Source organism: Streptomyces sp. PTL18, from assembly GCF_059510295.1.
Window position 1 is genome coordinate 104,360 of sequence record NZ_JCAJZO010000006.1, and the last position, 23,017, is coordinate 127,376.

Annotated in this window: 19 protein-coding genes and 2 pseudogenes; 6 read left to right on the forward strand and 15 right to left on the reverse strand. The window is 71.9% G+C overall.

Features of this window, described 5'->3' with window-relative positions; genetic code table 11:
• Nucleotides 1-172: 172 nt before the first annotated feature.
• On the reverse strand, nt 173-535 hold the full coding sequence (locus tag AC5WS8_RS13665) for a winged helix-turn-helix transcriptional regulator (protein ID WP_496103625.1): 363 nt from the start codon (nt 533-535) through the stop codon (nt 173-175).
• 88 nt (nt 536-623) lie between these two features.
• Here AC5WS8_RS13665 and AC5WS8_RS13670 point away from each other — a divergent pair, with 88 nt between their 5' ends.
• The gene (locus AC5WS8_RS13670) at nt 624-1,817 is read left to right on the forward strand and encodes an MFS transporter (protein ID WP_496103626.1); all 1,194 of its coding nucleotides are present in this window, start codon (nt 624-626) and stop codon (nt 1,815-1,817) included.
• 129 nt (nt 1,818-1,946) lie between these two features.
• On the opposite strand, the gene AC5WS8_RS13675 is transcribed toward AC5WS8_RS13670, so the two are convergent.
• From AC5WS8_RS13675 to AC5WS8_RS13700, 6 genes are all read right to left on the reverse strand, one after another.
• Nucleotides 1,947-2,168 (reverse strand): DUF6059 family protein, encoded by a 222-nt coding sequence (locus AC5WS8_RS13675; RefSeq protein ID WP_496103627.1) that lies wholly within the window; start codon nt 2,166-2,168, stop codon nt 1,947-1,949.
• 5 nt (nt 2,169-2,173) lie between these two features.
• Nucleotides 2,174-3,958 carry an acyltransferase domain-containing protein gene (locus AC5WS8_RS13680; protein ID WP_496103628.1) on the reverse strand — a complete coding sequence of 595 codons (1,785 nt, stop codon included), beginning with the start codon at nt 3,956-3,958 and terminating at the stop codon, nt 2,174-2,176.
• A 155-nt stretch (nt 3,959-4,113) separates the two neighbouring features.
• Nucleotides 4,114-4,338 carry an acyl carrier protein gene (locus AC5WS8_RS13685; RefSeq protein WP_470992244.1) on the reverse strand — a complete coding sequence of 75 codons (225 nt, stop codon included), beginning with the start codon at nt 4,336-4,338 and terminating at the stop codon, nt 4,114-4,116.
• A 134-nt stretch (nt 4,339-4,472) separates the two neighbouring features.
• Nucleotides 4,473-5,693: a ketosynthase chain-length factor gene (locus tag AC5WS8_RS13690; protein ID WP_496103629.1), complete on the reverse strand. Its 1,221-nt coding sequence runs from the start codon at nt 5,691-5,693 to the stop codon at nt 4,473-4,475.
• On the reverse strand, nt 5,690-6,955 hold the full coding sequence (locus AC5WS8_RS13695; protein WP_496103913.1) for a beta-ketoacyl-[acyl-carrier-protein] synthase family protein: 1,266 nt from the start codon (nt 6,953-6,955) through the stop codon (nt 5,690-5,692). The genes AC5WS8_RS13690 and AC5WS8_RS13695 overlap by 4 nt, the downstream gene beginning before the upstream one ends.
• Nucleotides 6,956-7,212: 257 nt before the next feature.
• The gene (locus AC5WS8_RS13700) at nt 7,213-8,802 is read right to left on the reverse strand and encodes an acyl-CoA carboxylase subunit beta (protein ID WP_496103630.1); all 1,590 of its coding nucleotides are present in this window, start codon (nt 8,800-8,802) and stop codon (nt 7,213-7,215) included.
• Between the two features lie 124 nt (nt 8,803-8,926).
• Between AC5WS8_RS13700 and AC5WS8_RS13705 the strand changes: the two are divergent.
• Nucleotides 8,927-9,353 (forward strand): annotated as a pseudogene (locus tag AC5WS8_RS13705) (transposase); the annotation flags it as partial.
• A gap of 241 nt (nt 9,354-9,594) precedes the next feature.
• On the opposite strand, the gene AC5WS8_RS13710 reads toward AC5WS8_RS13705, so the two are convergent.
• Nucleotides 9,595-10,398: an AfsR/SARP family transcriptional regulator gene (locus AC5WS8_RS13710; RefSeq protein ID WP_496103631.1), complete on the reverse strand. Its 804-nt coding sequence runs from the start codon at nt 10,396-10,398 to the stop codon at nt 9,595-9,597.
• Nucleotides 10,399-10,689: 291 nt separating this feature from the next.
• Between AC5WS8_RS13710 and AC5WS8_RS13715 the strand changes: the two genes are divergently transcribed.
• From AC5WS8_RS13715 to AC5WS8_RS13730, 4 genes are all read left to right on the forward strand, one after another.
• On the forward strand, nt 10,690-10,995 hold the full coding sequence (locus AC5WS8_RS13715; RefSeq protein WP_496103632.1) for a hypothetical protein: 306 nt from the start codon (nt 10,690-10,692) through the stop codon (nt 10,993-10,995).
• Nucleotides 10,996-11,009: 14 nt separating this feature from the next.
• Nucleotides 11,010-13,271, forward strand: a complete 2,262-nt coding sequence (locus AC5WS8_RS13720) for a TOMM precursor leader peptide-binding protein (RefSeq protein WP_496103914.1) — start codon at nt 11,010-11,012, stop codon at nt 13,269-13,271.
• 162 nt (nt 13,272-13,433) lie between these two features.
• Nucleotides 13,434-14,600 (forward strand): sensor histidine kinase, encoded by a 1,167-nt coding sequence (locus AC5WS8_RS13725; RefSeq protein WP_496103633.1) that lies wholly within the window; start codon nt 13,434-13,436, stop codon nt 14,598-14,600.
• A gap of 45 nt (nt 14,601-14,645) precedes the next feature.
• Nucleotides 14,646-15,260, forward strand: coding sequence for a response regulator transcription factor (locus AC5WS8_RS13730; protein WP_496103634.1), 615 nt, complete (start codon nt 14,646-14,648; stop codon nt 15,258-15,260).
• 171 nt (nt 15,261-15,431) lie between these two features.
• On the opposite strand, the pseudogene AC5WS8_RS13735 reads toward AC5WS8_RS13730, so the two are convergent.
• The 7 genes and pseudogenes from AC5WS8_RS13735 to AC5WS8_RS13765 all read right to left on the reverse strand — a co-directional run.
• Nucleotides 15,432-16,094, reverse strand: a pseudogene (locus AC5WS8_RS13735) (4'-phosphopantetheinyl transferase family protein); the annotation flags it as partial.
• A 4-nt stretch (nt 16,095-16,098) separates the two neighbouring features.
• Nucleotides 16,099-17,358 carry an acyltransferase domain-containing protein gene (locus tag AC5WS8_RS13740; RefSeq protein WP_496103635.1) on the reverse strand — a complete coding sequence of 420 codons (1,260 nt, stop codon included), beginning with the start codon at nt 17,356-17,358 and terminating at the stop codon, nt 16,099-16,101.
• Nucleotides 17,359-17,404: 46 nt separating this feature from the next.
• Entirely contained in the window at nt 17,405-19,270 is a 1,866-nt protein-coding gene (locus AC5WS8_RS13745; protein WP_496103636.1) for an acyl-CoA dehydrogenase family protein, read from the reverse strand.
• The gene (locus tag AC5WS8_RS13750) at nt 19,267-20,982 is read right to left on the reverse strand and encodes a fatty acyl-AMP ligase (protein ID WP_496103637.1); all 1,716 of its coding nucleotides are present in this window, start codon (nt 20,980-20,982) and stop codon (nt 19,267-19,269) included. The genes AC5WS8_RS13745 and AC5WS8_RS13750 overlap by 4 nt, the downstream gene beginning before the upstream one ends.
• A 95-nt stretch (nt 20,983-21,077) precedes the next feature.
• A complete protein-coding gene (locus tag AC5WS8_RS13755; protein ID WP_496103638.1) occupies nt 21,078-21,266 on the reverse strand; it encodes an acyl-CoA carboxylase subunit epsilon in 189 nt (62 codons plus the stop codon).
• Nucleotides 21,267-21,382: 116 nt separating this feature from the next.
• Entirely contained in the window at nt 21,383-22,012 is a 630-nt protein-coding gene (locus AC5WS8_RS13760) for an antibiotic biosynthesis monooxygenase (RefSeq protein WP_496103639.1), read from the reverse strand.
• Nucleotides 21,999-23,012 (reverse strand): aromatase/cyclase, encoded by a 1,014-nt coding sequence (locus AC5WS8_RS13765; protein WP_496103640.1) that lies wholly within the window; start codon nt 23,010-23,012, stop codon nt 21,999-22,001. Before AC5WS8_RS13765 ends, AC5WS8_RS13760 begins: the two co-directional genes overlap by 14 nt.
• Nucleotides 23,013-23,017 lie beyond the last annotated feature (5 nt).

Consider the following 23,017-nt stretch of genomic DNA (forward strand, 5'->3'; position numbering starts at 1 on the left):
GGTCGCGGACCGTCGGCCCCATCGCCTGTCACCGCCCCTGGGCCGTCTCTGGGCCGTCCGACGCCGGATCGGTGCCCTCGTACAGGCTGTCCACCGCGACCGACCATGATCGGAACCACGGCTGCCACTCTGCCCCGCGCCGCGCGATTCGTGGCCGGCTCGGCGAACGGGGTTACCGTTGCGCGTCGGCTTGTGCGCGGGCGCGTTCGATGTCGGGGACGTGGCTCTCGGCCCATTCCCGGACGGCACGTAGGGGTGTCAGCAGTGACCGGCCGAGGTCGGTGAGGGCGTATTCGACATGCGGGGGATTTGCGGGAATCTCCGTGCGAGAGATCAGGCCGTCGTACTCCATCGCGCGAAGCGTCTCGGTGAGCGACTTCGGTGTGATCCCCCGGATGTGCGCCTTGAGCTCGGTGAATCGCATCGGCCTGTTGTCCAGCGCGTTGACGATGAACACCGTCCAGCGCGCCCCGATCCGGTGCAGAACGGTGCGACTGGGACAGGTCGCGGCCATGATGTTGTAGGCCTTCCCCATGCACGACTCCCGGTAGCGTTGTGGATACCGGTATAGAATCTATACCGTCCGGCTCGTGTCTATTTCCGATTGCACGGTCCGTCCCTCGATGGCTCGGCACGGCCGTTTCGTTGCAGCGATCGTCATCGACTCGCTCGGCACCGGTGTCTTCGTCCCCGTTTCGATGCTGTATTTCCTGGCCACGACGTCGCTGACGCTGGTGCAGATAGGCACGGCACTGACGACGGCCGGGCTGCTGGCGCTCCCAGCGGGTCCTCTGGTCGGAGGACTGGTCGACCGGTACGGCGCCAAGCCGGTGCTGCAGGCGGCAAACCTGGCCCAGGCGCTCGGCTTCGCCGGGTATCTCGTCGTGGGCCAGACATGGCAGATCGCCGTCTGCGCCTGGTTGAACAGTGCCGGGCGGGCAGTGTTCTTCAGCTGCTACGGCGTGACCGTCACGGCGTTGGCCGCGCCCGGCCGACGCGAGCGCTGGTTCGGTCTTCTGGGGTCGGTACGCAACCTCGGCTACGCACTCGGCGGGCTCCTCTCCGCCGCCGCCGTCACTATCGGTACTCACGGCGCCTACGCCGCGATCGTGGTCGTCAACGCCTTGTCCTATGTCGCCGCGTTCGTTCTGATGCGGGCCGTACCGAATGTCCGTTCCGAGGCGAGCCAGGACGCTGCCGGCGGCTGGGGGCGCGTGCTCCGGGACCGGCAGTACCTGTCACTGGTCGCACATCAACTGTGTTTCGCGATCTCGTTGTTCGCCCTCAACATCGCGATACCGGTCTACGCCGTGGACGTGCTGGGACTGCCTGGCTGGACTGCCGGCGCGGTCTTCACGCTCAACACCCTGATGGTCGGCTTCGGCCAAGGCGTCGTCGTCGGGTGGCTCAGCGGGCGGATCCGCAGCCGCGTCCTCGTCGCCGGACACGCCTGCTTTGCGGCCGGCTACCTCCTCTTCCTCGCCGCCGACCGCGTGTCTGCGCCTGCCCTCGCGGTCGGCGGCGTGTTGCTCGGTGCAGGCAGTTACACCGTCGGTGAAATCCTCGGCGGCCCCATCACGTCGACTGTCGCCGCGGAGAGCGCCCCGGACGCTCTCCGCGGCCGGTACTTGGCCCTCAACCAGCTCGCCGTGACTGTCGCAGGAGCGGTCGCTCCGGCCGCGCTCTCCGGGTTGCTGTCCAACGGGGCAGCCTCGATCTGGCTGACCCTGGTAGGCGTCAGTGTCCTCGGAGCCACGCTCGCCACCACGATCGGCAAAGTGGTGCCAGCGGCGCAGAGCCGCATCGGGGGTGTCTAACCGGCGGATCTCCATGCGCAGATCGACGGGACGAGACGATCGACGGGGCGGAACGGGAAGGCTCCCGGATCGGCCGACAGCATCCGGTGTCGGTCCCGCCGTCGGTATCCGCCGCCCGTTCACGGAGTGTCAGGAGGCCCGGCCCTCTGCCGTCAGCTCGCGTTCCAGGGTGCGCTCGTATGCGGTCAGGGGGAGGTCGGGGCGCAGGCGTTCGGGGTGGTGGGGTGGGGGATCGGATGGCCCGGGGTGCAGGTCCGCCAGGGGGATCCAGACGTACATGCGGCCCGCCGCGATCAGGGTGCCGTAGATCGCCTTCAGGACCCGCAGCGCCGTCGCGGCTGTCGTGCTCATGCCTTTCATGAGGTCGCCGTGGCCAGTTGGGGGGTGAGGGTGGTGTCCTCGTGCGCCGGATGCCCGTCGGCGCTCCACGTCCACAGGGCGGACAGCGCGACCGGGGCGGGGACGTGCCCCTCGGTCCACAGCCTGGCCGCCGCGGTGAGGACCGACTGGCGGTCGGCCTCGGCCGTGCCGGGACGGCCCGGGAGCAGCGGTACGGCGGCGCTGGCGCCGAGGCGTACCGCGCGGTGCCGGCGGGCGAAGGCGGTGAGGGTCTGCCGAGGGCCCGCCTCGATCAGTAGCGTGTCGTCGGCGGCGAGCAGGGACTCCAGGGCCTGTTTGAAGTACACCGTGTCGGTGATCTGGCGGGCCCAGAAGCGCGGGCTGACGGCCTCCTCGGGGCGCAGAAGCTCGCCCGTGTACCCGGAGTACAGCGGCAGCGTCGGCGGGCGCAGGGGGATGTCCCGGTAGGCCTCCTCCACGGCCTCGGACGCGGGAGCCATCGCCGGGGAGTGGAAGGGACTGGTCGACGGTACGGTGACGACGGTGAGGCCGTCGGCCCGCAGCCGTTCGGCGATTTCGGCCAGTGGTCCGGCCGAACCCGCCAGCATGGTCTGCTGGTTGGCGTTGACGGCGGCGATGGCCACGTCGTCGCGCAGGTAGGGGCGCAGACGCTGCTCCTCCGCCGCCACCGCGAGCATGCCGCCGGGCGGGATCTTCACCGCCTCGCGGACGCGTTCCATGACCATGGCGACCGCGTCGGGCAGGGCGACGGCATCGGCGATGGTCGCGGCGACGAGTTCGCCCGCGCTGTGGCCCAGCACCGCCGTGGGGCGCACCCCCCAGCCGATCACCATGCGGCCGAGCGCGTAGTCGACCGCGAACAGGAGCGGCTGGGCCCGGCGTACGTCGTCGATCGGGATCTGCGGACGGCCGTCGGTGAGCCAGTCCGCGCGAATCCGCGGGCCCTCCTCGCCCATGTGGGACAGGGCCGCGTCGAAGGCGGCGGTGAACACCGGCTCCCGCCCGTACAGGCCGGCCGCCATGGCGTGGTGCTGGGAGCCCTGGCCCGGGAAGAGCAGGGCGACGGGCCGGGGCCGTGCCGCGGTGACCGCCTTCGCCTTGTGCACCGCGGCGGCGGACAGCGCGGCGACGGTGACGGCGGCGCCGCGCACCGGTCCGGGCTCGGTGCCGCACGGCACCATGGTGGGCAGGGCCGGGAATGCCTCGTGGTGCAGGCCCGAGAGCAGGGGCAGCAGTTCACCGCGCACCCGCTGCTCGTCCTGCTCGTCCCGGCCCGACCACAGCAGCAGCCGGTGCCGGCCCGGGTCGGTGGCGCGGTGACCGTGGACCAGGGCCGTCAGCTCCGGTGCGGCGTCGGGTTCCGCCGCCGCGGTGACGTCGAGGATGCCGAGGACGGTGTCGCCGTCGGCGACCGCCTCCGCGGCGCGTTTCACCGCGTAGACCGTGATGGTGCCGGGCTCGGGCTCGTCGAATCCGGCGACGAGCGCGAAGTCGGCGGTGCCGTCATGGAGTTCCTGGTGGGCCAGGCGCAGGGCGCGGCCCGGCGCCGAGGCGGTCCGCACCGCGAAACCCTCGTGCTCGGGGGCGAGCGCGGGGTCCGGGGCGTGGGCGCCGACGTAGACGACGGTCCGTACGGGCAGGTCGCGCGGGGAGCGGCCGAAGGCCCGCAGCACCGCGGAGACCGCGGCGGCCGACGCCGGCACGGGCGCTCTGTCCTCTCCCGCGGGGCCCGGACGGACCATCAGCCTCCGGATCACCGCGCTGTCAGCCGTCAGCGGCATGGGTACCTCCTCGTGGGCCGCGGACCGCCGCGGCCGGTGGGGCCAGGATCGACAGGAACCAAGAGGGAGTGGGGGGAGCAGTCGGATCGGGAAAGGAGTGCGGGCCGCCCCTGGCGGCGGGGGATCCGGAATCGGGGCGGCCCGCACGGTCCGGCTCAGGCCGCGCTGTCCTGGCCGGAGTTGATGAGCTCGAGCAGCGCGCGGGGAGTCTCGGCGTCGACGACCGCGTCGTCCGGGACGCTGATGCCGTAGGTGCGCTGGACCTCGCCTATGACCTGCAGCAGGGCGAGCGAGTCGTAGCCGAGTTCCAGGAACGGGGTGTCCAGGACGTCGCCGTCCAGGTCGATGCCCTCCTCCTCACCGGCGCTCTCGCGCAGCATCCGGGTCAGGTCGGCCAGGGTGACGGTCGTGCTCGTGGTGGTAGTCACGGTGAGTCCTCCGTTGGGTGATGGGTGTGGTGCCCGGCTCAGGGATGAGGCGAGGCGTGGTCCGGGATGGAGGTGGTGAGGGATGGTCACGCCGTACGGCTGACGACGAGGGCCGCGTTGAAGCCGCCGTGGCCGCGGGCGAGGACCAGCGCGTTGCGCAGGTACGCCTCCCGGGGCGCCCCGGTGACCAGGTCGATCGGGTAGTCGGCGGCGGCCGCGTCGACACCGGCGGTGTGCGGGATCACCCCGTCGCGCAGGGCGAGCAGGGCGGTGGCCGCGTCGAGGGCGGCGCCGCCGGCCAGCAGCCGCCCGGTCAGCGACTTGGGGGCGGTCACCGGTACGGCGTGCGGGCCGAACACCTCCGCCAGCGCCTCGGCCTCGGCCCGGTCCAGCTCCGGCACACCGGCGGCGTCCGCGAAGACGACGTCGATGTCGGCGGGGGTGAGCCCGGCGTCGGTGAGGGCGGAGCGGACGGCCCTGGCCCGGCCCGGCGGGCGGCCCGAGCCGGGGGCGGGGTCGAGCGTGGCGGCGTACCCGGCGATCTCGCCGTAGATGTGGGACGCGCCGCGCTCGCGGGCCGCGGTGAGGTCCTCGGCCACCAGGATGGCGCCGCCCTCGCCCACCACGTATCCGCCCGCGTCGGCCGAGAAGGGCAGGAACGCGCGAGCCGGGTCCTGCTCGGTGCTCATCAGGCCGGTGGCCAGCTGCGGCACCCAGCCCCACGGGCAGATGCCCGCGTCGACGCCCCCCGACACGACCGCCTGGAATCCCTTGCGGACATGGCGGCGGGCCTGGCCGATCGCGTCGAGGCCGCCGGCCTGCTCGGTCAGCAGGACGCCGCTGGGGCCGCGCAGCTTGTGCCGGATGGAGATCTGGCCGGTATTGACGGCGTAGAACCAGGCGAAGGACTGGTAGGCGCTGACGTGCTCCTTGCCCTTGCTCCACAGGTTCTGCAGCTCGCGCTGGCCGAACTCGACGGCGCCGCCGGACGCCGAGGTGACCACGCCCATGCCGTACTCGGGCACCTCGCCGGTGTCGATACCGGCGTCCTCGAGGGCCCATTCCGCGGCGGCCAGCGCGAGCCGGGTCATGTGGTCGGTCTGCGGTATGAGCCGGCTGGGGATGTGCTCCTCGGCGACGAATCCCGGCACCTCGCCGGCGAGCCGGGACGGGTAGCGCGTGGCGTCGAACCGGGTCACCGGGCCGATGCCCGATTCGCCCGCCAGGGTCGCCTTCCAGTAGTCCTCGGCGCCCAGACCGTTGGGCGCGGCGATGCCGAGGCCGGTCACCACGGTGGACGTGGTCATGCGATGCTCCTTTCCGGTCGTGCGAGGACCATCGCGCTCTGGAAGCCGCCGAAGCCGCTGCCCACGCTGAGAACGACGTCCGTCTGCTTCTCCCGGGCGGTCAACGGGATGTAGTCGAGGTCCAGTTCGGGGTCCGGCTCGTTCAGGTTGGCCGTGGGCGGCAGCACCCCGTGCTCCATGGCCAGGGCACAGGCGGCGATCTCCAGCGAGCCGATCGCGCCGAGCGAGTGCCCGATCATCGACTTGATGGAGCTGACCGGGGTCCGGTAGGCGTGCTCGCCCAGGCTGCGCTTGAACGCGCCTGTCTCGTGGCGGTCGTTCATCTTGGTGCCGGAGCCGTGCGCGTTGATGTAGTCGATCGCGGTCGGGTCGAGGCGGGCCTCGGTGAGGGCGGCGTCGATGGCCTCGGACATCTCGCGGCCGTCCGGCTTGAGACCGGTCATGTGGTACGCGTTGCAGCGCTGGGCGAAGCCCGCGATCTCGGCGTAGATGTGCGCGCCCCGGGCCCGGGCGGCCTCCAACTCCTCCAGGACCAGCACAGCCGCGCCCTCCCCGAGAACCAGGCCGCTGCGGGTCCTGTCGAAGGGGCGGCAGGCGCTCTCGGGGGTGTCGTTGCGCGGGGTGGTGGCGAGGATGGCGTCGAAGCAGGCGGAGGTGATCGGGGAGATCGGGGCCTCGGTCGCACCGGCGATCACGACGTCGCAGGTGCCCTCGCGGATCAGCTCCACCGCGTGGCCGAGCGAGTCCAGGCCCGAGGTGCAGCCGGTCGAGACCACGGCCGCCGGACCCTCGGCGCCGGCCGCCCGGCCGACCTCGGCGGCCATCGAGCTGGGCACGAAGTGCCGGTACAGCTGGGGAATCGCGTAGGTGTGGTCGACGAGCCACTCCCGGCCGCCGTCGCTGACCACCGCGTATTCACGTTCCAGGCTGGTGGTGCAGCCGACCGCGCTGCCGAGCGAGGTGCCGATCCGGCCGGGGTCGAGGGCGGAGGTGTCCAGGCCGCTGTCGGCGAGCGCCTCCCGGGTGGAGACCACCGCGAACTGCGCGGCCCGGTCGAGGCGGCGGGTCTCCTGCTGGGAGAGGCCGGCCGCCAGCGGGTCGAAGTCGCACTCGGCGGCGACCCGGGAGCGGAACGGGGAGGGGTCGTAGAAGGAGATGGTGCGGGTGGCGGTACGGCCGGCGGTGAGCAGGTCCCAGTACTCCTTGACGCCGATACCGCCAGGGGCCACGACGCCCAGTCCGGTGATGGCAACTCGACGCATCATCTACCTCGCCTTCGACGGGGCGGAGTGCTTCGCGCACTCCCTGCCGGATGGAACTGTGCGGGCCACTGTCGATCCCTTCGTCCGGAGCACTGCGGTGTCGCGGCGGCCGGGGCTGCCATGGATGGGGTCGTGCCCCGGCCGGCCGGCCCGGACGGCCGCCCGCTCGTGACGCGCCGCCGTATCCGGTGCATCCCATGGAACGGGCAGGTGCTCGACGGCCGCTCGTGTCCGCGTGGACGCCACATCCGTGCAGGTCACGTGGGAAGATTGCCGTGCTTGCGGGCGGGTACTTCGGCCTTTTTCCCGCGCAGCATGGCCAGGGAGCGGATCAGGACCGAGCGGGTCTCGGCCGGCTCGATGACGTCGTCGACCAGGCCGCGTTCGGCTGCGTAATAGGGGTGCATCAGCTCGGTCCTGTACTCCTTGATGCGCTGCGCCCGTACGGCCTCGGGGTCGTCGGCCGCGTTGATCTCCCGGCGGAAGATGACGTTCGCGGCACCCTCGGCGCCCATCACGGCGATCTCGTTCGTCGGCCAGGCGAAGGACAGGTCGCAGCCGATGGAACGGGAGTCCATGACGATGTAGGCGCCGCCGTAGGCCTTGCGCAGCACCACGGAGATCCGGGGGACGGTGGCGTTGCAGTACGCGTACAGCAGTTTCGCGCCGTGCCGGATGATGCCGTTGTGCTCCTGGTCGACGCCGGGCAGGAAGCCGGGTACGTCGACCAGGGTGACCAGCGGGATGTTGAAGGCGTCGCAGGTGGAGACGAAGCGGGCGGCCTTCTCACTGGCGTGGATGTCGAGGACGCCGGCGAGCACGGCGGGCTGGTTGGCCACGACGCCGACCGTGTGCCCGTCGAGACGGGCCAGCGCGCACACCACGTTGCGCGCCCAGGCCTCATGGACCTCGAAGTACTCGCCGTCGTCCACGAGTTCCCCGATGACGTCACGGACGTCGTAGGAGCGTCCCGGCTCGGCCGGTACGAGGTCGCACAGGGCCTCGGTGCGCCGGTCCGCGGGGTCGGCACTCGGCGCGGCGGGCGGCAGCTCACGGTTGTTGGACGGGAGCAGCGAGATCAGGAAGCGCACGTCCTCCAGGCACTCGGTCTCGTCGTCGTAGGCGAAGTGGCAGACGCCGGAGGCGGTCGCGTGCGGTTCGGCGCCGCCCAGACCGTTGTGGGTGATCTTCTCGCCGGTGACGGCCTGGACGACGTCGGGGCCGGTGATGAACATCTGGGCGGTCTCGCGCACCATGAACACGAAGTCGGTCAGGGCGGGGCTGTAGGCGGCGCCGCCGGCACACGGGCCGAGCATCACGCTGATCTGCGGGATCACCCCGGAGGCGGCGACGTTGCGGCGGAAGATGCCACCGTATCCGGCGAGGGCGGTGACGCCTTCCTGGATGCGCGCACCGGCGCCGTCGTTGAGCGACACCAGGGGCGCTCCGGCAGCCTCGGCCAGATCCATCACCTTGTGGACCTTGGCGGCGTGGGCCTCGCCGAGCGCTCCGGCGAAGACCCGGAAGTCGTGGGCGTACGCGAAGACGGTGCGGCCGTGGACCAGGCCCCAGCCGATCACCACGCCGTCGCCGTGCGGCTTCCTGTCCTCCAGGCCGAATCCGGTGGCGCGGTGCCGGCGCAGCGGCTCGATCTCGGTGAAGGTGCCCTCGTCGAAGAGGACCGCCAGCCGTTCGTGGGCGGTGAGTTTGTTCTTCGCGTGCTGCCGCCGGGTGGCCTCGGGATCCGGGCCACTGCTCACTTCCTTCTTGATCCGCCGCAGCTCCGCGGCGGCTCGACGCAGGTCAGGGGCGACTGAGGAGACCATACGGTCGTCGAGGATCGTCATCGGCCGAACGTAGGCCCGCCTCCTCGAACCCGCCTCGAGACGACCACCCGGCCGGTGGGCCGGGGAGATGCGTCTCGGTGGGGTGGGGTGGGGCTGGGGTCTCGCCGGCTGGGGGAGGAGGTGTCCGTGGGCGGTCACGTTGCCGCGGACGGTCTTCGAACCGCCCGGCGCCCACGCCGTGAAAGTCGGATGCGGCACGTTCCGAGCGCCCTTGAGGCCGGGTTCCCCAAGGCCGCCGAGCACCTCGACGCGGCCCGGCAGGACCTGTGCCGGCCTTCCTTCACCTCGTCCCCGCGTGAGCTCCGGCGGCAGATCCGGTCCGACAACCCACAAGGACGGCTCGACAAGGAGACCCGGCGTCACATCGACGTGGTCGGCGTCTTTCCCGGCCGCACCGCGTTGTGCGCCTGGTCGGCGCGGTCCTGGCCGAGCAGAAGGAGAAATGGACCGAGGTCCGCCGATACAGGGGACGCGACCTGTTGGCCAAGGGCCGCCTCGACTCGATCGAGTCGGAAACCGCCGAGACCGTCCTGCCCACCGAAGTCACCGCACAGCCCCACAGAACGAGATCACCGCGCGGCCGTCGACACACCGTTCCGGCGTACGTGGCCCGGCCACGACGGGGGCGCCGGCTCGGCCGGCCGGAGTCACGGGCTCAGCCTGTCGCGGGCAGGAGCCAGAATCCGGGCCGATCATCCGCAGGTACCCCGAAGCCCGGGCGGTCGCGACAGGAGCCCGGGGTCCCGGCGAGCGTCCGCAGGGGGCCGCAGGCTCCGGGAGTCGGCTGCCGAGTCAGCCGGCCGCGGATGTCGGGACCGGTTCCGCGTCCAGGGACGGGTCCGCCGAGAGGATCGACTGGTGCAGCCGCTGCAGCCGGGGCGAGGGCTCCAGGCCGAGTTCCTGGACGAGCGAGCCGCGCAGCCGCTGGTACGCCTCAAGGGCCCGCCAGGCCTTGTTGGAGCGGTGCAGCGCGGTCATCAGATGGGCACAGAAGTTCTCGTGCATCGGGTGCTTGGCCACCAGCACCCGCAGTTCGGGCACGATCTCGGCGTGCCGCCCGAGCCGCAGATCGGCCTCGATGCGCAGCTCCAGCGCCGCCATGCGGTCCTCTTCGAGCCGTAGCGCCTCCAGTTCGAGGACGCTTCCCACGGGTACGTCCACGAGCGCCGGCCCCTGCCACAGGTCCAGGGCCCTGCGCAGCAACTCCGCGGAGGTCCGGTAGTCGGCCGCCTCATGGGCGTCCCGGCCGGAGGCACACAGCTGCTCGAACTCCTGGACGTCGATCTGCCCCGGCTGGACCTCGAGGAGGTAGCCGCCGTGCTGGGTGACGAGGATGCCCTTGGCCTGCCGGCTCGGATCGCCCTCGAGGGCGGCCGCTATCTTGCGCCTGAGCTGGAGGATGTAGGTCTGCAGGGTGGTCGCGGCGCTGCGGGGTATGTGCTCGCCCCAGATCTCCTCCATCAGCGTCGGCACGGTGACGACGCGTCCGGTCTCCAGGGCGAGCAGGGCGAGAATCTGCCGAGGCTTGGCGGCACTCGGAACCACCGACACACCGTTGAGTTCCGCCGTGAGCCGACCCAGTACTTTGATGTCCATGTGATCACTCTCCCGTCTCGCGCGGGCGGTGCCCGCCCCCGTCTTACGCGGGCGGTGCCGCCGGCCGAGGGTCCGGCGGCACCGCCTCCCGAGCAAGGCAAAAGCTTCGCAGCAGCCGGGTTCGAGCCACAGTGCGCAGGTCATGAAGAGGCCTATGAAAATGTCATACCGCGATGGTGACGCCCGCACTGTGCGGCTTGAAAGCACGGCCCCCAGAATTCGAGTCGCGGGACACGCCGAACGGATCCCCGATTCGCAGCGCTACTCAACACTCATGACTCTGGAGGCCACATGAGCACGTTGACCATCCCCGCCCCGGCCCTTACGGCCGGAACGGCCCCGCAGGACCACGGCATCGCACTTCTCACCGCCCGCGCCGGACTCGAACCGGACCTGGCCGCCCGCTACCTCACCGACCCGGTGTCGGTACTCGCGGAGTTCGGCGTCGTGGCGGCGGAGCCCGTCTACCTGGCGGGGGTACGCCGGGAGACGCTGGTGATCGAGGATCTGGATCCCGTGGACACCTCCATCACCCTCAGCACGTGCTATCTCTCCCCGCAGTACCTCGTCGACTGCTCCGGGGCCCCGTCGGCATGAGCACGCCTCGCATGATGTCCCCGGTGACACGGCAGGTCGGGTTCAAGCCGCACCTGCGCGTCGAGGTCGTCGACGGCGAGGCCGTGTACCTGCTGTCGGAGCGCGGCACGACCGCCCTGCACGGCCCGCACGTCGAGATCCTCGCCCCGCTGCTCGACGGCACCCGGACCCTGGAGGCCGTGCTCGACGAGGCCGCGGCGGTCCTGGACGCCGCCACAGCGGGCCGTACGATCGCCGCGCTCGCCGAAGCCCAGCTCATCGGCTACCGCGCTCCTTCGTCGGACACCGCCGCCGAGGCCTACTGGGAGCTGGCGGGCCTGAGCGGCTCGGGCGCCCAGGCTGCCCTGCGCGGTACGCCGGTGCAGGTGGTGGTGCTGGGCCGGACGGACCCCGGACCCGTCCGCGAGGAGTGCCTGGCCTCCGGCCTCACCCTGGCCGGCGACGACGCATCCGCCGCATTCACGCTGGTCGTCTGCGACGACTACCTCGACCCGGCGCTGGCCGACCTGGACGCACGGCACCGGGCCGCCGGCCGGCCCTGGCTGCTGGCGAAGCCGTGCGGCGTAGAGGCCTGGGTGGGCCCCGTGTTCGGGGTCCCCGACCGGGCGTGCTGGTCGTGCCTCGCACACCGGCTGCGCGGTCACCGCGCCACGCAGGCGCCGGTGCAGCGGGTGCTCGGCCTGCCCGGCCCGGTGCCGCTGCCGCGGGCGTATCTGGCCTCCGTGCGCGCCCTGGGACTGCAGAGCGCCGTCCTCGAGACCATGAAGTGGGTGGCCGGGATGCGCCATGCGGAGCAGGCCGCCCTGTGCACTCTGGACACGCGCACCCTCCGCACCCGCCATCATGCGGTGGCCAGGCGTCCCCAGTGTCCCGAATGCGGTGACCCCGGCCTGGTGGCGGCGGGCGTACGGCGCCCGGTGGTCTTCACCTCCCGCCCGAAGTCGGTCACGACCGGCGGCGGCCACCGGGCCCTTTCCCCCGCCGCCGTGCTCGCCCGCTACCGGCATCTCGTCGATCCACTCACGGGTGTGGTCTCCGAGGTGCGGCCCGCTCCCGACACACCGGACGGTCTGAACCGCTATGTCTCCGGGCGCAACCCCGCCCTGCGCGCCGACTCGCTCGCCGCGCTGCGCAGCGGACTGCGCAGTCACAGTGGCGGAAAAGGGACCACGCCGGTCGAGGCCGAGGTGGGCGCGCTGTGCGAGGCGGTCGAACGGTACAGCGCGACGCGCCAAGGGGACGAGCCGGTCGTCGTCGACACGCTCGCCGGGCTCGGCGACAGCGCGCTGCACCCCAACTCGTGCCAGCTGTACGCCGACCGGCAGTTCGCGGAGCGCGAGTACTGGAACCGCTCGGCCGCCGTGTTCCAGCAGGTTCCACCACCCTTCGATCCCGCAGCACCGACGGAATGGACCCCGGTGTGGTCGGTGACCGCGGGTGTCCACCGTCTGCTGCCCACCTCGATGCTCTACTTCGGTGCCGCCCCCGGCAGACGGCTGTCCGCGCCCTGGGCGGACTCCAACGGCAACGCGGCCGGCAGCAGCCTCGAAGACGCGACGCTGCAGGGCTTCCTCGAGGTGGTCGAACGCGACGCAGTGGCGCTGTGGTGGTACAACCGCACCCGCCAGCCCGGCGTCGACCTGGACGCGTTCGACGAACCCTGGCTCACCGAAGTCCGTTCCGCCTACCAGAAGTTGCGCCGCGACATATGGGTGCTGGATCTCACCGCGGACTTCGGAATCCCCGTGATGGCCGCCATGTCGGCCCGTAACGACGGGACGGCGCAACGCATTTGCTTCGGGTTCGGCGCCCATTTCGACCCGCGTACGGCGCTGCGCCGCGCGGTGACCGAGATGGCGCAGCTGCTCCCTCCGCCGGGAGTGGAAGTGGAAGCGGACCCCGCCTTCGCTTCCCTCCACCCGGAACTGGCCACATGGTGGGCGAAGGCGACCACCCGGAACCAGCCATATCTCGTGCCCGACCCCGGAGAGTCCGCCCGTACACCCGCACGTTACGCGTGCGCGGCGCGAGAGGACCTGCTCAGTGATCTCACAGTGGCCCAGAGCCTGGCCAGGGACCGGGGCATGGAGCTGCTCGTCCTCGATCAGACGCGGCCTGACGTGCGGCTTCCCGTGGTGAAAGTGATCGTTCCGGGGATGCGTCACTTCTGGGCCAGGTTTGCGCCCGGCCGCCTCTTCGACGTGCCCGTGACACTCGGTCGCCTCGCGCGCGCGACACGTTACGACGACCTCAACCCCATTCCGCTGTTCGTGTGAAACTCGGCTGATTACAGCCATCACTGGCCGCCGTTCAGTCGTGCCCATACCATGCCTTGCGCCAAGTCCCCGGGCGAGGAGGTCGCGATGCCGGATGCTTTCCAGAGAGCGGAAAGTCACCAGGATGCCGAGGATTCCTCCCGGACATCCGGGCAACCGGCAATGGCGCCCCGCCTCGCCCGCTCGATCACGGTCGTGGTCCTGCTCTGCTACTGCTCCGTCGTCATCATCAACGTGCTGAAGTTCGGCGGAGCGAGCGCCGCCAAGCTGGCGATCTGCGTCGCCTTCGTACTGCTCGAGTTCGGCGTGCAGTTCGTGCTCACCTCGGCCTCCGCGCGCGACTGGAACCTACGCCGGCGCCTTGCCGTCCTGGCGGCGCAGACCGTCCTGACCTATCTGCCGGCGGTCTGGTTCGGCCTCAACTGGGGGAGCATGCAGGGGCCGCTCGCCGGGACGGTACTGCTCGTCCTGCCCAACGCCGTCGGGTGGCCCCTGTTCGGGCTCGTCGTACTCACCTCTCCCGTGTACCCGCTCCTCGAGGGCGAAGGCGTTCTCTACAGCTGCTACGTCGGCCTGTCCGTCATCCTTGCAGGCCTCGTCATCTACGGCCTGGCCCGTATGACCGACATCGTCCGCCAACTTCACGACACCCGCGAACAGCTGGCCCGCATGGCCGTCACCCAGGAACGCCTGCGCTTCGCCCGGGACCTGCACGACCTGCTCGGTTACAGCCTGTCCACCATCACGCTCAAGGGTGAGCTGGTCAGCCGGCTGATCCCCACCCGGCCGGAGCTGGCCGCGGACGAGACCACGTCCCTGCTGCTCGTCGCGCGGCAGGCTCTGGCCGACGTACGTCTGGTCTCGCGCGGCTACCGGGAGATGTCGCTGCGCGAAGAGGCCGAGTCGGCCGCGAAGGTGCTGATGTCAGCCGATGTCCGCACGGAGGTCGACGTACAGGTCGACCGGCTGCATCCTGTGGTGGACACCGTTCTCGCGACCGCGCTGCGGGAAGGAGTCACGAACATCCTGCGGCACAGCAAGGCCGAGCTATGTACCATCGAGGCCACCAGCGGGACGGAAACGGTTCTCCTTTCGCTGGCCAACGACGGAGTGGCGAACGGAGGGGAGCCTGACACGCATTCCGGTGGCGGGAGCGGTCTGGGCAATCTTCGGACACGGTTCACGGCCATCGGGGGGGACCTGACAGCCGGCGTCGACGAGGACGGCATGTTCCGCCTCGTGGCGTGGGCCCCGCTCCAGCCGCGCAAGGGCGAGGCCCACGCGGCCACAGCCGCCGGCGCGCCGGACGCCGAGAGATCCGCAGCCTGAACCGGGGCTGATCGGACGAGACACCGCTGCCTGGGGGAGGTACAGGTGCCATCCATCACCGTCCTGCTCGCCGAGGACGTGCACATGATCCGCGGCGCTCTTGTCGCACTGCTGCAACTCGAGCCCGATCTACGGGTCGTCGCCACCGTGGACCGGGGCGACACGATCGTCAGCACCGCGCTCGAGGTACGGCCCGACGTGGCGGTGATCGATGTCGACCTGCCGGGCATGGACGGTCTGACGGCCGCCGCCGACCTGCACGAACGGCTCCCCAGCTGCCGCTCCCTGATCCTGACCAGCCTGGGCAAGCCCGGCACCCTGCGTCGCGCCATGGCAGCCCATGTCTCCGGCTTCCTGCTCAAGGACTCCCCTCCGGACCAGCTCGCCTGCGCCGTGCGCTCCGTGGCGATGGGCGGACGGGTCGTCGACCCCCAACTCGCCCTGAGCGCCTGGGACTACCCGGACAATCCGCTGTCCCGCCGGGAGGTGGAGGTGTTACGGCTCGCGGCCCGCGGAGCCGACGCCGCCGAGATCGCCGGCTGCCTCTACCTCACCAAGGGCACCGTCCGTAACTACCTCACCTCGATCGTGGGCAAGCTCGGCGCCCGCAACCGCGTCGACGCGATCCGCATCGCCGAGGACGCGGGCTGGATCCCCTGAGCCCGCCGGGCCGGGCAGTTCCTCGCCGGCCACCCCGTACAGCGCGTCCAGCAGCCCCTCGTGCAGGGTCGTCCCGACCGAGACGTCCGTCAGCTCCCCGAACCCGTCGTCGAACACCGCGACGCTCACCACATGGCTGCCGCCGACGGCGAAGGTCCCGAACGTCCAGCCGCCGTCGTCCGTGGCGGAACCGTCGGGACGGACCAGCCGGGCGCCGGACGAACCGTGCAGGGCGAAACCGAACTCGGTGAAGCGGAACCGCAGGCCCTGGCCGAGGGCCTTGCTGTAGGCCTCCTTCAGGGTCCACAGCCGCACCATCGTGTCGTTGCGGGCGCTCTCCGCGCCCCGGTCGAGGTTCCGCTTCTCGAACGGCGTGCAGGCCTGCGCCTCGGAACCGGTGTGCGCGAGCCGCCGGTCGGCGCGCTCCACGTCGACCCCGATCCGGCCTCGGCGGGTGACGCCCACGACCATGGTCTCGTCGGTGTGGCTCAGGCTGATGTCGATCTGGTCGAGGCCGCGCACATAAGGGCGCCCGCCCGGCAGATACGCCACGTCCACCAGGTGCGGCAGCGTCTGCACGGCCGCCGCGGCGGTGTACCGCAGAAACAGCCGGGAGGCGAGGAAGCGCTCTCGCATACCGGCACGACCGAGCTTCTCGTAGCGGGCCCAGTCACGGCCGAGGAGCAGACGCAGGTTCGCCGCGCCGGGGTCCGGCTGCCAGCCGGGCATCGTGCCGTGCACCAGAACGCTGCCGGTGCGCACCAGTTCCTCGTGCACCCGCTCCCAGGGGCCCTCCGGTCCCGGCGCGGACAGCGGCCGGCCGATGGTCGTCATCGGCTCACGCCCCGGCCAGCGCCGCCGCCAGCGGTCCCGCGTCGAGCGCCGAGATCACCCCGGCCAGGTCCACCGCGTCGCTCTCCGGGCCGCGGCACACCGCCAGGCAGGTCGGCCCCTCGCTGCCGCCCATCCGGCGGAGAAACGGTGTGAGCACCACCCGGGGCCCGATCTCCACGACATGGGTGGGGGACTGCTGAGCGAGCATCGCCCGGGCGGCGTCGGCGAAGCGGACCGGAGAGGTGATCTGCTCGCTCCAGTAGGCCCCGTACAGCGGTTCGGTGGTCAGCCGGCCGTACAGGGTGGAGTAGAACGGCACCCGGGCGGCGCCGCCGGCGACCCGGCGGGCCACCGCGTCGAACTTCGGCACCATGGGCGCCATCAGCGGCGAGTGGAAGGGGTGGGTCACCGTCAGATGGCGGCAGGCGATGCCCCGGCTCTCCAGCTGCTCCTGGATGCGCTCCAGTCCCGCACGGTCGCCGGAGAGCACGGTGGCCTTGGCCGCGTTGATGGCGCTGATGCCGACGCCGGGCTCGGAGGCGACCAACTCGGCCGCCTCGAACGGGGCCGCGCAGGTGGCCATCATGCCGCCGTCGGAGGGCAGGTACTGCATGAAGGCGCCGCGCAGCGCGACCAACTTGGCGGCGTCGGGCAGCGACAGCGCGCCCGCGACGGTGGCCGCTGCGAACTCCCCGATGCCGTGGCCCAGCACGGCGACCGGGGTCACACCCTCCTCCCGCAGGGTCTGCGCCAGGGCGTACTCGACGGCGAACAGGGCGGGCTGGGTGAACGCGGTCTGGTGGATCCGCGGGTCGTTGCCGACGATCAGCTCCACCACGGAGGTTCCGGTGTACGGCAGCAACTCGGCGGCGGCCTGGTCGAGATGGGCGCGGTAGCCGGTGCAGTTCCAGTACAGGCCGGAGGTCATGCCCGGGTGCTGGGAGCCCTGCCCGGTGAACACCAACGCCGCCCGGACCAGTCCGCCGCCCGCCGGACGCGGGTCGTGCTGGGCCATGTACCGGGCCAGCTCGCGCACGGTGGGATGCGTCTCGATGTCGGTGGGGTCGATCACCGGGCCGAACTCCTCCTCGATGTCCCCGTACAGGCTGAGCGCGGCCACCGAGTCGAAGCGTCCGTACTCGTGGAACGGAACGTTCTCGTCCACCGGCACTCCGAGGTAGTGGGTGAGCCGCTCCGTGAGCCATTCGCGCTGGGCCGCGCCGAAGGAGTCGTCGTGTGCGTCGTCGTACTGGGGTTCAGACATGGTCGGTGCTCCATCTCGGGCTCGGGTGGATACCTCCGCCGGCGGATCAGGCCAGCGCGGAGCCGTACAAGTCGTAGCTGCGGCGGCCGTGCAGGCGGTCCAGTGCCTCGGCGAGCACCCGCTGCTCGCAGGCGGCGACGGGGCTGCCCACGCCCGTGCGGTCCTGGAGGGGGTCGGGCAGGGGCAGGCCGAGGCGCCGGGCGAGGCGGTGGAGCACCGCCACGGCCCAGGCCGGATCGGCCAGGAACGCGTCGGACGGAGTGCCGGTCTGCGCCCGCCAGGTCCCCAGGCAGGCCGCCGCCGCCAGGACCAGCGTGTAGCGGTCGGCGAGCGCGAAGGTGCGCGGGCTGGCCAGCGCGGCGCGGTTCCCGGGGTCGAGTTCGCCGAACGCCTTGGCCAACTCACGCAGTTCATCGGTGAACGCCCGGGCGAGCGAGCGCAGCAGCGGCCAGTCCCCGCGTCCCGGCACGCCGAGGTCGGCCGACTCCAGCCAGGCGGTGCAGGCCACCAGGGTCGCGGCCAGCGGGTCGCTGCCGGACAGCAGGGACAGGCGCGGCAGGTCCAGCGGCGGAAGATCCTCGTGCGGCCGGAACAGCGCGGCAGGCGCCTCGCGTTCCGCGAACCACGCGTGCCGGGCGAAGTGCGGCAGCTGCGGCAGGATGCTGACCTGGCGGCCCGCGCTGCCGGCGTGGCCGAGGGAGGTGACGGGCAGGTCGCGCAGCTGCTTCTGGAACATCCCGTACGAGCCGCTCACCGCGAAGCTCTCCTCGCCGAGCACCGCCGCCATCTCGTCCATCGTCTCGGCGGCGAGCCGTGGCGCGAGATAGGCCGCGGACGCCGCGTACACGCTCATCTGGTGCGGAAGCAGATGCAGCGACCGGGTGGCGACCAGGGCCAGGCAGTCGATGAGCAGCAGGTCGAGGAAGGCGCCGGTGAGCACGTCCCGTACGTGCCGTACGTCGAGGGAGGAGCGACCGTCGGCGCGGCGCCGGGTGGCGAAGGCGGCCACCGTGCGCAGCGCGGTGTCGACGCCGGCGAGCACGATCGACGGGATGAGGCCGCGGATCAACAGCGAGGAACGCAGCGACAGTTCGTAGCCGTCGCCGATACGGCCGAGCACGGCGCTGTCGGGCACGGTGCAGTCGGTGAAGGCGAGGCCGCCGAACTCGGCGCCGCGCATCCCGTTGGTGGAGTGCCGCCCGGTGTCGGTGATCCGGTCGGCGGGGTGGGCGGCGCGGTCCAGGAGCAGCACCGAGTGGCTGCGGCCGCCGCCGTGCGCGTCCGAGGTACGGACGAAGACGACCAGACCGCGGGAGCGGGCCGCGTTGGCGATCGCGGTCTTGCCGCCGTTCACCGACAGGCCGCCACCGGCGGCGGGCCGGGCTGTCAGCTCGTCGCGGACGAAGTCGTTGCCGTGCGCCACCTCGTGCCGTGCCACGGCGACGCGGTCGCCGCCCAGCAGCAGGTCGGCCACGAAGCGGCGCTGTGCGTCGCTGCCCGCGGTCCACACCGGTACGGCGGCGAAGAAGCAGCTCAGGCCGTACCCGAAGCCCAGGGAGGCGTCGCGGCGGAACAGCGGGCGCAGGAGCCGGCCGAGGACGTCCAAGCGGCTCAGCCGGCCGCCGAGTTCCGCGGGGACGAACTCGGCGTTCAGGCCGAACACGTCGAGCACCCGCTCGGCGCCGGGTACGGGCTCGCCTGCCGCGTCGGCGGTGAGCAGCGCGGTGGCGCCGAGCGGATTCCGGGGGTCGTCCATGGGGCCGAGGGCGGCCTCGAGGGCGTCTATGCGGGCTTGCTCCGCAGGCGGTACCGAGTGCGCCGACGGGGGTGCCGCGACGGGCCCGTGGGCGTCCGCCGGTTCGCCGCGGTCGATCGCGTCGTTCCCCGCGCCCCTGTGGGGCGTCGTCCTCATCGGCGTTCCTTTCGTGCCGTGGCGGGCCGCATCAGGCGTTCGACCTCCGGGTCGACCCACTGGTGGAGTGCCGTGAGCTCGCCGTTGAGGAACATGCGGCGCATGGCGGCCCGTTCGAGCTTGCCGCTGGTGGTGCGGCGGACCGTGCCGGGGCGGACCAGGAGGACGCCGCCCGGGGCCACGTCGTACTGCTCGCTCAGCCGCCGCTGCACGCCGGCGGTGAGTTCGGCCAGGTCGACGCCGTAGCGGCTGCGGGCCCGCAGCTCCTGGACCACGACGACGTGTTCGCGCTCGCCGGGCACTCCGAACGCGGTGCCGGAGCCGAACAGGGCGCTGACCTCGCGCACCGTGCGCTCCAGGTCCTGTGGATACAGATTGCGCCCCGCGACCACGATCACTTCCTTGATCCGGCCGGTCACGCACAGCCGGCCGTCGACCAGGGCGCCGAGGTCGCCCGTGCGCAGGTAGCCGCCCTCGCCGTCCTTGATCCGCCCGTCGAAGGTGTCGGCGGTGTCCCTCGGGCTGCCCCAGTAGCCGGGTGAGACCGACTCGCCGCGCACCCATATCTCGCCGACCCGGCCGTCCGGGAGCGCCCTGCGGGTGTCGGGGTCGACGATGCGTACCTCGACGCCCGCCGGTCGGCCGCAGGCCACGGCCTCCCGTTCCGGGGTGGCGGCACCCGGCGGCGCGGGCAGGACGTGGGTGCCGAACGCGCAGGTGGTGCGGTCGCCGCTGACGAGCAGCGTCGCCTCGGCCAGGCCGTAGGCGGGCACGAGCGCCTCGGCGCGCAGGCCCGCGGCGGCGAACCGTTCGGCGAAGGCCCGCATGGTGGGGGAGCTGACCGGTTCGCCGCCGCTGACGGCGACCTGCCAGCCCGAGAGGTCGAGTCCGGCGAGCTGGCTGTCGTTGACGCGGCGCACACACAGGTCGTAGGCGAAGTCGGGGGCGCCACTGACGGTGAGGCCGTAGCGCGAGATGGTCTCGAGCCAGTGCGCCGGGCGCTTGACGAAGGCGACCGGGGAGAGCAGGACAGCGGTTCCGCCGAGCCACAGGGCGTGCAGCAACTGGCCGATCAGGCCCATGTCGTGGTGCAGCGGCAGCCAGCCGCCGATCCTGCCACCCGGTACGGTGCCGAGCGCCGCGTGGATCGCGCGGTGGTTGGCGAGCAGCGCGCGGTGCGTCACGATCACCCCCCGGGGCTCGCGGGTCGAACCGGAGGTGTACTGCAGGAACGCCACGTCGTCGGGTTCCCGGCGCGGCGGCTGCCACGGCTCGTCGCGGTTCGCCGTGTCCGTCACGTCCGCGTCCGTGGGGATGCAGGTGACGCGCCCGTGTCCGGTGCGGGCCAGCATCTGGGTGACGTCGAGGGCCTCCGCGATCGAGGTGAGCACACAGCCGGCGCCGGAGTCCTTGACGATGCCCGCGATGCGTTCCTCGGGCCGGCCGAGGGCGCCGAGGGGCGCGGCGGGCACCGCGATCACGCCCGCGTAGAGGCAAGCGAGGAAGCCGATGCCGAACAGCCGGGCCGACTCGTGCAGGAGGAGGACCCGTTCGCCGGGGGCCGCATGGCGTCCGATCCGGGCGGCCACCGTACGGGCGGCCCGGTCCAGTTCGGCGTAGGAGAGCGTCTCGGGCCGCAGCGCTCCGTCCCGCTCGGTGAGGAGGATCAGCGCCTCACGGTCGGGTGACTCGGCGACTCTGCTCCGCACCATGTCGGTGAATGTCCGGTGGCCGGTCAACGCGCTCCCCTTTCGTGTCGTGATGCCGCTCTCGTACGCCGGAGCGACAGGTGGTCGTGGTCCGCCGGTCATCTCCCCGGCCAGGACGGCACCCGGTGACCCGCGTGTCGGACGGTCCAGTCCGCGTACGCCGCCTTCGCCTCCTGGTCCGGCTCCCGGTCACGGCGGGACAGGGCGAGCAACACGGCGGTGACCGCGGCCAGTTCGGCGGCGTCGGGTCGACCGCGCACCACGGTGATGTGCGTCTCGTCGGTCATGGCACCAGCGTGCATGCAGCAGCTAGAGCCGCCCTCGCGTCCTGAACGCGACCGAGCCGAGGACCCAGGGAGTCCTCGGCTCGGTCACCGCTGGGGCCCGCACGCCCCGGGATGGATCAGTCGATCACACGTTCGTAGGCCACGTGCCGGGTCCGCTCCAGCACGACCTCGGCACTGCGTTCCAGCTCCTGCCGGGCGGCCTGGGCCGGCTCGCTGTCCAGGGCCCGCTCCAGCGACTCGGCGTCCCGCCACCACAGCACGCCGGTGTAGAGCGAGGGTCGCAGCAGGGAGCGCAGCAGGTCGACGCCGCCGAATCCGTCCGCCTCGCCGAGGCGGTCGGTGAGGTCGGTGAACCGCCGCTCGAAGGCCCGCCAGTCCCCGCCGACCCGGGCGCGCAGCAGGACCACGCTCTCGGTGCCGGGGCGCGCGTCGTCCCGCAGCACCCGGCCGACGCTGACGGCCTGGTCGACCTCCGTCTCGACGAGCGGTTCCAGTCGCTCGACATGGCCCAGGAACGTCTCGTCGTGCACGGTCTCGCGGAAGGCGCGCAGGGTGCGCCAGTGCCCCAGGTGGACGTACACGTGCGGATGGTCGGCCAGGCGTACGGTCACCAGGAAGTCGAAGTCGGTGCGCCGGCGCAGGAACTGGGAGTGTTCCCTGAACAGCCGCTCGAACCTGTCGGTGTCGCCCTTGACCTCGAAACGGTTGATGATGGTGACGGGTTCGGTGAGATCACGTCCCGGCATGCACGTCCTCCGCGAATTGCTTGGCGTGGCGCAAGGTGGTCGAGCTGTTGGTACCCAGGGCCTTGCGGACCAGCGCCCGGGCCTCGGCGAGCGTGGCGTCGGGGCCGAGCGCGGAGCACACGCCTTCGGGGTCGAGCACCACCGTGTGCCAGGAGGTGACGGTGAGGGTGTCCCCGTCACCCGACGGTTCGATGGTCCAGCGTCCGGTGTGCACCCGCATGGCCACCGGTACCCGCAACTGCTTGTACACGATCTCCTTGCGGTCCTCGAAGCACACCCGGACCGAGGTGGTGTTGTGCAGGGACCCGTCGGGACTGCGGGTGTCCATGTCCATGTGCTGGATGCCCGGTTCGTCCTCGGTGAGGGCGAGCCGCGCCACATGGGGCAGCCGCTCGGGCCACAGGTCGGCGCGGTCCAGGAAGGCGTACACGTCGCCGGCTGCCCCGGCGACCGTCACCGAGTCGCTGAAGGTGAACTCGAGTTCGTCGGCGGACTCGCCGAGTTCCGCCGCGTTCTTCAGGGCGGCGAGTTCGGCGACGCTGTTGCGGTCGACGGCGCGCTCGATGAGCTGCTCGGCCTCCGGGTCGTCCCGGACCGCACGGTAGTCGTGCAGCAGCACCACCCGGGTCGTGCCGCCCTCCAGGGGCTCGATGCGCCAGGTGCCGCCCATCGAGGCGACGGGGGCCGCCGAGACCACCTGGCGGAAAGTGACCGTACGGGAGTGCGGATCGAGGGTGCGGCGCGAGGTCCAGGTGCGCACCTGCTCGTTGGCGATCGCCCAGATGCGCAGCAGCTGCTCGCCGGCGCCCGTCTCGTCCCGGCTCTCCTCGAGCACCTCGACGTGCACGGTGGGGCCGAAGACCTGGGGCCAGGAGGCCACGTCGGCCACCAGCGCGTAGCAGGCCTGCGGCGACGCCGCCACGGTGACGGAGTGTTCCGTCAGATGTGTGCCGGTGACGGGGGCGGTGTCCGGTGTCTCGCTCGTAACGGTCGTCGCCACGGCGG

Coding starts and splice junctions, on each gene's coding strand:
- AC5WS8_RS13665 (WP_496103625.1), bottom strand. CDS start 535: ATGGGGAAGGCCTACAACATCATGGCCGCGACCTGTCCCAGTCGCACC.
- AC5WS8_RS13670 (WP_496103626.1), top strand. CDS start 624: ATGGCTCGGCACGGCCGTTTCGTTGCAGCGATCGTCATCGACTCGCTC.
- AC5WS8_RS13675 (WP_496103627.1), bottom strand. CDS start 2,168: ATGAGCACGACAGCCGCGACGGCGCTGCGGGTCCTGAAGGCGATCTAC.
- AC5WS8_RS13680 (WP_496103628.1), bottom strand. CDS start 3,958: ATGCCGCTGACGGCTGACAGCGCGGTGATCCGGAGGCTGATGGTCCGT.
- AC5WS8_RS13685 (WP_470992244.1), bottom strand. CDS start 4,338: ATGCTGCGCGAGAGCGCCGGTGAGGAGGAGGGCATCGACCTGGACGGC.
- AC5WS8_RS13690 (WP_496103629.1), bottom strand. CDS start 5,693: ATGACCACGTCCACCGTGGTGACCGGCCTCGGCATCGCCGCGCCCAAC.
- AC5WS8_RS13695 (WP_496103913.1), bottom strand. CDS start 6,955: ATGCGTCGAGTTGCCATCACCGGACTGGGCGTCGTGGCCCCTGGCGGT.
- AC5WS8_RS13700 (WP_496103630.1), bottom strand. CDS start 8,802: ATGACGATCCTCGACGACCGTATGGTCTCCTCAGTCGCCCCTGACCTG.
- AC5WS8_RS13710 (WP_496103631.1), bottom strand. CDS start 10,398: ATGGACATCAAAGTACTGGGTCGGCTCACGGCGGAACTCAACGGTGTG.
- AC5WS8_RS13715 (WP_496103632.1), top strand. CDS start 10,690: ATGAGCACGTTGACCATCCCCGCCCCGGCCCTTACGGCCGGAACGGCC.
- AC5WS8_RS13720 (WP_496103914.1), top strand. CDS start 11,010: ATGTCCCCGGTGACACGGCAGGTCGGGTTCAAGCCGCACCTGCGCGTC.
- AC5WS8_RS13725 (WP_496103633.1), top strand. CDS start 13,434: ATGGCGCCCCGCCTCGCCCGCTCGATCACGGTCGTGGTCCTGCTCTGC.
- AC5WS8_RS13740 (WP_496103635.1), bottom strand. CDS start 17,358: ATGTCTGAACCCCAGTACGACGACGCACACGACGACTCCTTCGGCGCG.
- AC5WS8_RS13745 (WP_496103636.1), bottom strand. CDS start 19,270: ATGAGGACGACGCCCCACAGGGGCGCGGGGAACGACGCGATCGACCGC.
- AC5WS8_RS13750 (WP_496103637.1), bottom strand. CDS start 20,982: ATGGTGCGGAGCAGAGTCGCCGAGTCACCCGACCGTGAGGCGCTGATC.
- AC5WS8_RS13755 (WP_496103638.1), bottom strand. CDS start 21,266: ATGACCGACGAGACGCACATCACCGTGGTGCGCGGTCGACCCGACGCC.
- AC5WS8_RS13760 (WP_496103639.1), bottom strand. CDS start 22,012: ATGCCGGGACGTGATCTCACCGAACCCGTCACCATCATCAACCGTTTC.